This window comes from Glutamicibacter sp. NPDC127525, from assembly GCF_042672105.1.
In the GTDB taxonomy this organism is placed as follows: domain Bacteria; phylum Actinomycetota; class Actinomycetes; order Actinomycetales; family Micrococcaceae; genus Glutamicibacter.
The window spans coordinates 108,381-115,503 of the sequence record NZ_JBHXVN010000010.1 but is presented as its reverse complement, the minus strand read 5'-3'; the positions used below and the strand labels follow the sequence as shown (position 1 = coordinate 115,503).

At 65.5% G+C, this 7,123-nt stretch carries 6 protein-coding genes; 2 read left to right on the top strand and 4 right to left on the bottom strand.

Translation table 11 applies throughout. From position 1 onward, the window contains the following. Window positions 1–300 precede the first annotated feature (300 nt). A complete protein-coding gene (locus ACFVHU_RS17890; protein ID WP_388025849.1) occupies window positions 301–1,941 on the bottom strand; it encodes an ABC-F family ATP-binding cassette domain-containing protein in 1,641 nt (546 codons plus the stop codon). Between the two features lie 83 nt (window positions 1,942–2,024). On the opposite strand from ACFVHU_RS17890, the gene ACFVHU_RS17885 reads away from it, so the two are divergent. Both ACFVHU_RS17885 and ACFVHU_RS17880 read left to right on the top strand, forming a co-directional pair. Beyond that, window positions 2,025–2,390 (top strand): metalloregulator ArsR/SmtB family transcription factor, encoded by a 366-nt coding sequence (locus ACFVHU_RS17885; protein WP_332727766.1) that lies wholly within the window; start codon window positions 2,025–2,027, stop codon window positions 2,388–2,390. A 27-nt stretch (window positions 2,391–2,417) separates the two neighbouring features. Further along, window positions 2,418–3,638, top strand: coding sequence for an MFS transporter (locus tag ACFVHU_RS17880; RefSeq protein WP_388025846.1), 1,221 nt, complete (start codon window positions 2,418–2,420; stop codon window positions 3,636–3,638). A 179-nt stretch (window positions 3,639–3,817) separates the two neighbouring features. Here the strand turns inward: ACFVHU_RS17880 and ACFVHU_RS17875 are convergent, their stop codons facing one another. The 3 genes from ACFVHU_RS17875 to ACFVHU_RS17865 all read right to left on the bottom strand — a co-directional run bounded on the left by ACFVHU_RS17875 (window position 3,818) and on the right by ACFVHU_RS17865 (window position 7,123). Next, on the bottom strand, window positions 3,818–4,480 hold the full coding sequence (locus tag ACFVHU_RS17875; protein ID WP_388025843.1) for a phosphoribosyltransferase: 663 nt from the start codon (window positions 4,478–4,480) through the stop codon (window positions 3,818–3,820). Between the two features lie 67 nt (window positions 4,481–4,547). Then, window positions 4,548–6,197: an ABC transporter permease gene (locus ACFVHU_RS17870; RefSeq protein ID WP_388025840.1), complete on the bottom strand. Its 1,650-nt coding sequence runs from the start codon at window positions 6,195–6,197 to the stop codon at window positions 4,548–4,550. Beyond that, window positions 6,194–7,123, bottom strand: a complete 930-nt coding sequence (locus ACFVHU_RS17865) for an ABC transporter ATP-binding protein (RefSeq protein WP_388025838.1) — start codon at window positions 7,121–7,123, stop codon at window positions 6,194–6,196. Before ACFVHU_RS17865 ends, ACFVHU_RS17870 begins: the two co-directional genes overlap by 4 nt.

The window sequence follows — 7,123 nt, the reverse complement described above, 5'->3', positions numbered from 1 at the left end:
GTAACGGTACCGGCTAGCAGCACCGTCAGCACGATGCCCAACCCGAGATAGTGCCCGCGGCGGCGGCCGACCAGTCCAGCTTCGGTGACCAACTTCTTGACGTGGAAGAAGCTCTTGGGGTCGCCCGGCTTGACCGTTGGCCCTTGGGGATGGAGTGTTGCAGTGCTGCTCAAGAAAATATCCTTGGGTACTAGGCGTCGACCTCGCAGTCGAAAGAACTGAAAAACTCGGCTCCCATAGTGCCAATCCTACGTTGGATAGCTGTGAACTTGCCAGTGCAATAAGTGCCCAAGCGAGGCCCTAGAAATGGGCCGTTAGTTGACCCTGTGCAACTTCCCATCGGGCGTCCAGTCGCACATTCTCCAGCAAGCGCCGATCATGGGTGACCAGCAGCAGTGCTCCGGTGTACGCTTCCAGGGCTTCTTCGAGCTGTTCGATGGCCGGTACGTCCAGGTGGTTGGTCGGCTCATCGAGCACCAGCAGGTTCACCCCGCGGGCCTGGAGCAGCGCCATGGATGCGCGGGTTCGCTCGCCGGGGGAGAGCGAATCCACCAGGGCCGAGGACTGGTCGGCCTTCAAGCCGAACTTGGCAAGCAGGGTGCGCACCTCCGCGGCGGAGTACTCGGGCACTTCCAATTCGAAGGCTTCGCCCAGTGGCAGGTCGCCGGGCAGCTGGGTGCGCGCCTGGTCGATTTCTCCGATATTCACCGAACTGCCCAGGGATGCCGAGCCGCTGTGCGGGGCCAGCTTGCCCAGCAGCAGGTTCAGCAAGGTCGACTTGCCTGCTCCGTTCGGGCCGGTGATGCCAATCCGGTCCCCGGCGTTGACCTGCACCGAAACCGGTCCGAAAGCGTAGTTCCCGTGGGATACCGAGGCCTCCTTGAGCGTGCACATCACCGAGAACCCGCGCTCAGCCGCGGCGATGGAGAACTGCAGGACCCATTCCTTGCGCGGTTCGGCCACTTCGTCGAGCCGGGCGATGCGCGATTCCATCTGGCGCACCTTGGCGGCCTGCTTTTCCGAGGACTCGGAGTTGGCCCGGCGGCGGATCTTGTCGTTGTCCGGCGCCTTGCGCATGGCGTTGCGCACGCCTTGCGAGGACCATTCGCGCTGGGTGCGGGCGCGGGAGACCAGATCCGCTTTCTGGTTCTCGAACTGCTCGTAGGCCTCACGGGCATGGGTGCGGTTGATGGCCCGTTCGGCAAGGTACGAGTCGTAGCCGCCTTCATAGGTGGCTACCTGGTTCTGGGCCAGGTCCAATTCGATGATGCCGGTGGTGCAGCGGGAGAGGAACTCGCGGTCATGCGATACCAGGATCACCGGCGCGCGCAGGGAATTGATGAAATGCTCCAAATGCTCCAGGCCCTCGAGATCGAGATCATTGGTCGGTTCATCGAGCAGCACCACATCGAAGCGGGAGAGCAGCAGGGCTGCCAGAGCCACGCGGGCTACCTGGCCGCCGGACAGGGCAGTCATCTCGGTTTCTACCGGGAGGGTGAAACCGAGCTTGGCCAGCACCTCGGGGATGCGGTCTTCCAGATCCATGGCGCCACAGGCCATCCAGTGGTCGAATGCAACGGTGTAGGCGTCGTCCGCACCGGGCTTGCCGCTGCCAAGTTCTTCGGCGGTGGATTCCATGGCGGTGGTGGCGGCGGCGCAACCGGTGCGGCGGGCCAAATACGCGGTGATGGTTTCACCTGGAATGCGCTCGTGTTCCTGGGGCATCCAGCCGATGAACGCAGAATCCGGGGCGGTGCTCACCGTTCCGGCCTGCGGGGCCGCGGCCCCGGCAAGCAGCGAGAGCAATGTGGACTTGCCAGCGCCGTTGGCACCCACTACGCCGTAGACATCACCGGGTGCGGCGGTGAAGTTCAGATTCGAGAAGAGGGTTCGGTGGGCGTGGCCGCCAGTCAGGTCCTTGGCCACGAGCGTTGCAGTCATGGCTCCAATTCTAGTTCCAGTCGGACGCGGAATATTTCCGGTGTGCCCTAGGCAATACCGGGCGAGAGTATTAGTCTATTAGCATGCATGCAGATAATAAGATTTATGCTCCGAATCCTTCCTCGGATTTCGTGGAGCTGGCCGCGGAAGTCTTCGGCTTGCTGTCCGATGCCACCCGGATCCGGATTGTGCTGCATCTGCGCCGTGCCGGTGAGCTCTCGGTCAACGCGCTCGCAGAGCTGGTCGAGAAGAGCCCTTCGGGGGTATCCCAGCACCTGGCCCGTTTGCGCATGGCGCGCATGGTGACCACGCGCCAGGACGGAACCAAGGTCCTGTACAGCCTCACCGATGAGCACCCGGCGCGTCTGGTCAGCGAAGCGATCAAGCAGGCGGAGCATTCGGTATCCAACGGACAGCTGCCGCTGCACCACGAAGCCCCGCAAGGCTAGCGGCAAAAGATACGGGAGTCGGCAAAGATGCTCGCAGTACTCAGGGACCAGGCGTACGCCAAGCTTTTCAGCGCCCAGATGATTGCGCTGCTGGGCACGGGCCTGCTTACCGTTGCCCTGGGCCTGCTGGCTTTCGATATTGCCGGCAGCAACGCGGGATTAGTGCTTGGGCTGGCTTTGACTGTGAAGATGGTCGCCTATGTGGCCGTTGCTCCTGTGGCCAATGCCCTGGTTTCCCATATTCCGCGCAAACCCGTGCTCATCGGATCCAACATCATTCGTGGACTAGTGGCGCTCTGCCTCCCATTCGCCAGCGAAGCGTGGCAGATCTATGTGCTGATTTTCGTACTGCAATCAGCATCGGCGACCTTCACCCCCGCGTTCCAAGCGGTCATTCCCTCGATCCTGCCCGATGAGCGGGATTACACCCGGGCCTTGTCGCTGTCGCGGCTGGCCTATGACATGGAGTCGTTGGCCAGCCCGATGCTGGCGGCCGCGCTGCTGACCGTCACCAGCTACCACAACCTCTTCGCCGGGACCGTGCTCGGCTTTGCCGCGTCTGCTCTGCTTGTTGCCGCGACGCGCTTCCCGGCGATCCCGCCGCCCCAGAAGTCGCTCTTCTTCCATCGCCTCTCCGGGGGAACCCGGGCATTCTGGGCAGCACGGGAACTGCGCGGCCTGATGGCGCTGAATCTGGTGGTCGCCGCGATCTCCGCCATGGTCATCGTCAACACAGTGGTGCTGGTGAAGGGGGATCTGGGCCGTTCGCAGGTGGATGTGGCGCTACCGCTCGGAGCATACGGTGCAGGTTCGATGGCGGTGGCACTGGGCATGCCGGGGTTGCTGGAGCGATTCGAAGACCGCAGCGTGATGCTCGCCGGCGCCGTGATGATGCCGCTGCTGCTGTTTGTCGGTGCCGTTGTGATCGGCTGGGGCGAGGGTTCTGGCCAATGGGCCGGGCTCCTTGGCCTGTGGCTGGCCCTGGGTACGGCGACCGCAACTATCCTCACGCCCTCGTCGCGGCTGCTGCGCCGCAACAGCACCGAGCGAAACCGCCCCGGTGTTTTTGCCGCGCAATTTTCCTTGTCCCATGCATGCTTCTTGCTGACCTATCCGGTGGCCGGCGCCCTGGGCGCTTCGATCGGCCTGTGGGGTGCGGCTCTGGTCCTGGTCGGCATCGGAGTGGTCGGTACGGTGCTGGCATTTGCCTCGTGGCGCCCGGAAACGGTTTCGGCGCACCAGGGGTGAGATCACCGGGGCAGCAGGACCGGCAGGCGCAATTGGAGCCGGGAGCGGGGAATGACGCTGGATTCCTCCTTGCCGGCCCTTGCCCGTGCGGGGCTGGATGTGTTCGGTCGTGAAGCTGACCGGTGCTATCGGCTAACCCGGAACTTGGACGCAATGTCCCGGGCTGCGGTCCTGGGACCTCACCGTGCGGAGCGCAGCATTTCCAGGACCTGGTCCTGGCCCACTTGCCCGAAGTCCTTGTAGAAGGCTCCGACGGCAGTGAAATTTTCCGGGGTGAGCAGTTGGCAGATGCCATTGACCCGGGGTGCCAATTCGGCAGCCGTTTCAGGCGAAGCCACCGGAACTGCCAGCGTGATGGAGGCGGGCGCCAGACCCTGGATAAGATCCAGCGCGGCCTTCATCGTGGCGCCCGTGGCCATTCCGTCATCGCAGAGCAGCAGGTCGCGCCCGGCCAGATCGGGGCAGTAGTCCTTGAAGGTGCTGGCCAGGGCCAGCAGGTCGGCACCGGTGCCGCGTTCTACTGATTCGAGTTCGTCCTTGCCGAAATACTGCAGAGCCCGGCGGTAGATCGCCTCGTTGATGTGGCGAGCGCTGCCAGTCCCGTACCGGGCCATGGCGCCGAATGCCAGTTCGGGATTGCGGGGCACTCCTAGCTTGCGCACTGCCACCGCGCCCAGGGTGGCCCCGAGGGCCTTGGCCACTTCATGGGCAATGGGCACTCCGCCGCGCAGCAAACCCAGCACGGTGTATTCGCCGGCGGGCAGCAGGGTGGACAGCTTCATGCCCAGCGCGGCGCCGGCATGGCTGCGGTTTTCGAACACTGTTCTTCTGCCTGTTGCCATAGTCCAAGTCTTGCCCAATGGCGCTCGATTGCAAGGGGGCTGCGGGAAATATCCAGCATTCCGAGTTCTACGCGGTGATCAGGTCCCGCCGCCGGAAGCCGGTGGCGCCCAGGGCAATGAGGGCCACGGCCAGCAGGCTAAGGCCGCCCACCGCGGTCCAGTCAATTTCAGCGGCCGGATACTGGCCGATATGCAAGAATACCGAGGAGTCCAGAACCGGCTGGTCCAGCTGCAGCATTTCGCCGAAGAACCCGAGCGCCGAGCAGTAGGCGAACACGGCCCAAGCCAGGGGTGCCAGCCGTGGCAGGAACCCGTAGAGCGCGGTAGCCAGCCCCGCCAGCACCCAGACGGACGGAGTTTGCACCAAGTGGCCGAGGGTTGCCCGGGACAGCAGGGTCCAGTCGCCGGTGGACAGCCCGGCCCCGATGCCGTTGCCGACCCCGCCGAGCAGCATCAGCCACAGCGAGCCCAGGACCGTGACCAGCACCCAGGAAGCGAGCCACCCGGCGCGCGAGACGGACGCGGCCAGGATCGGCTCGGCGCGCACCGCCTGCTCCTCGCCACGCAGGGAAAGGACCGAAAGGATCGCGAACACAGAGACCAGGATCGCCAGGTACAGGCTCATGAAGCCCAGATAGCCTTCGACCATGCCTTGGGCGCCGCCGAAGACCGCCAGCAGCTCTTCGGGCATGCCTGCGGCATTTTCGGCCATCGGCTGCACGAAGGCGCCAAAGACGATGCCCGAGAGCAGCAGCGCGAAGGACCACCAGGCCAGCGCCGAGCGCTGCAGCCTGAAGGCTAGTGCCAGCGGGCTGCACAGCCAGCCCGGGGCGCGTTCGCCGCCGGTCCGGTCCGGCAGGATCCCGGCGGCCAGATCGCGCCGGGACTGCAGCGCGAACCCGGCCAGCGAAAACAGCACGGCGGCGGCCAGCGAAAGCAGCAGCGGCCACCACCGGTCCAGCACCAGCGGTGCGGTGTGCTGGGACCAGCCAAAGGGCGAAAGCCAGGACAGCCAGGAAAGATTCCCGCCTTGCGCAGCGGACATGTCGCCCAGGCCACGGGCCATGAAACTGGCAGCGAGCACAGCCCCGGCCAGCCCGGAAGCCGCCCGGGAATAAGCCGAGAGCTGCACCGCCAGCGCTGCCACCGCGCAGAAGACCAGGCCCGCGGCGGCGACGCCGCAGGAGAACAGGAAGGCGGAAGGTGCCGGTGCCTGGGCCGGGGAGGCCATGAATACCAGGGCCATGAGCACGGCCAGCGCCAGGTTCATCAGGGTCGCCAGCGCCAGGGCGGCGGCCAGCTGCGCGTGCCGGCCCACGGCATTGGCGCGGATCAGCTCGGCGCGCCCGCTCTGCTCTTCGGCGCGCGTGTGCCGGGAGATGGTGGTGATGCCCATCAGCCCTGCGCCGATCATGAGGAACACCCCGTACATCCCCACCAGGAACCGGCCCAGGGTGATCGCCTCGAAGCCGTAGCCCGGCCCGCCGATCAGCGCCATCACCGGATTCGCGGCGAAGACGGCGAAGGTGGCCAGCGACTGCTCGTCGAGCACCAGTCCCAGCGCATTGGCGAAATAGGCCAGCATCAGCGACAGGCCCAGAACCCATGCCGGGAAGCGGATGCGGTCCCGGCGCAGCATGAAGCGCAGCAGTTGGCCGGTTCCGGCCAGCGAACCGCTGCGGGTATTGGCCGTGGTTTGCCGATGTGCCGGGCTCATGATGCGCTCCGGTGCATTTCATCGCCGTAGTGGCGCAGCAGCAATTGCTCCAGGGTTGGCGGGGTAGCGGTCAGCGATTGCACGCCGTGGGCGGCCAACTCGCGCATCACCGCATCGAGCTGCGGGGCATCGACGCTGAAGCGCAGCTGCCCGCCTTCCTCGCGCAGGTCGTGGATTCCCTCCCGGCTGGACAGCGAAGCGGGCGGCAAGCTGGTCTGCACGCTGATGGCGGTGCGCTTCAGGTGGCGCAGCTGTCCCAGCGTGCCGGATTCGACGATCTTCCCCTTGCGGATGATCGAGATGCGGTCCGCCAGCACCTCGACCTGGGCCAGGATATGGCTGGAGAGCAGCACCGTGCGCCCGGCATCCTTGGCCTCGCCAATGAGCTGCTGGAATACCGCTTCCATCAGCGGGTCAAGCCCGGCGGTGGGCTCATCGAGCAGCAGCAGCTCGGCATTCGAGGCCAGCGCAGAGATCAGTGCGACCTTTTGCCGGTTGCCCTTGGAATAGGTGCGGCCCTTCTTGCGCGGGTCCAGGTCGAAACGCTCGATCAGCTCGTTGCGGCGTTTCTTGTCGGCCCCGCCGCGCAGCCGCGCGAACAGGTCGATGGCTTCGCCTCCGGTCAGGTTGGGCCACAGTTCCACATCGCCGGGCACATACGCGATGCGCCGGTGCAGGGGCACCGCGTCCTTCCACGGGTCTCCGCCCAGCAGGCGCACGGTGCCCGCATCGTGGCGCAGGATGCCCAGCAGGATGCGGATGGTGGTGGACTTGCCGGCCCCGTTGGGACCGAGGAAGCCGTGGACTTCGCCCGGGGCGACGTCCAGATCCAGGCCATCCAGGGCCATTGCCGAGCCGAAGTTCTTGGACAGCCCGGCAATGCTGATCGCCGGGGCTGAACCGGTGGGACGAGGAGTAGTTTGCAT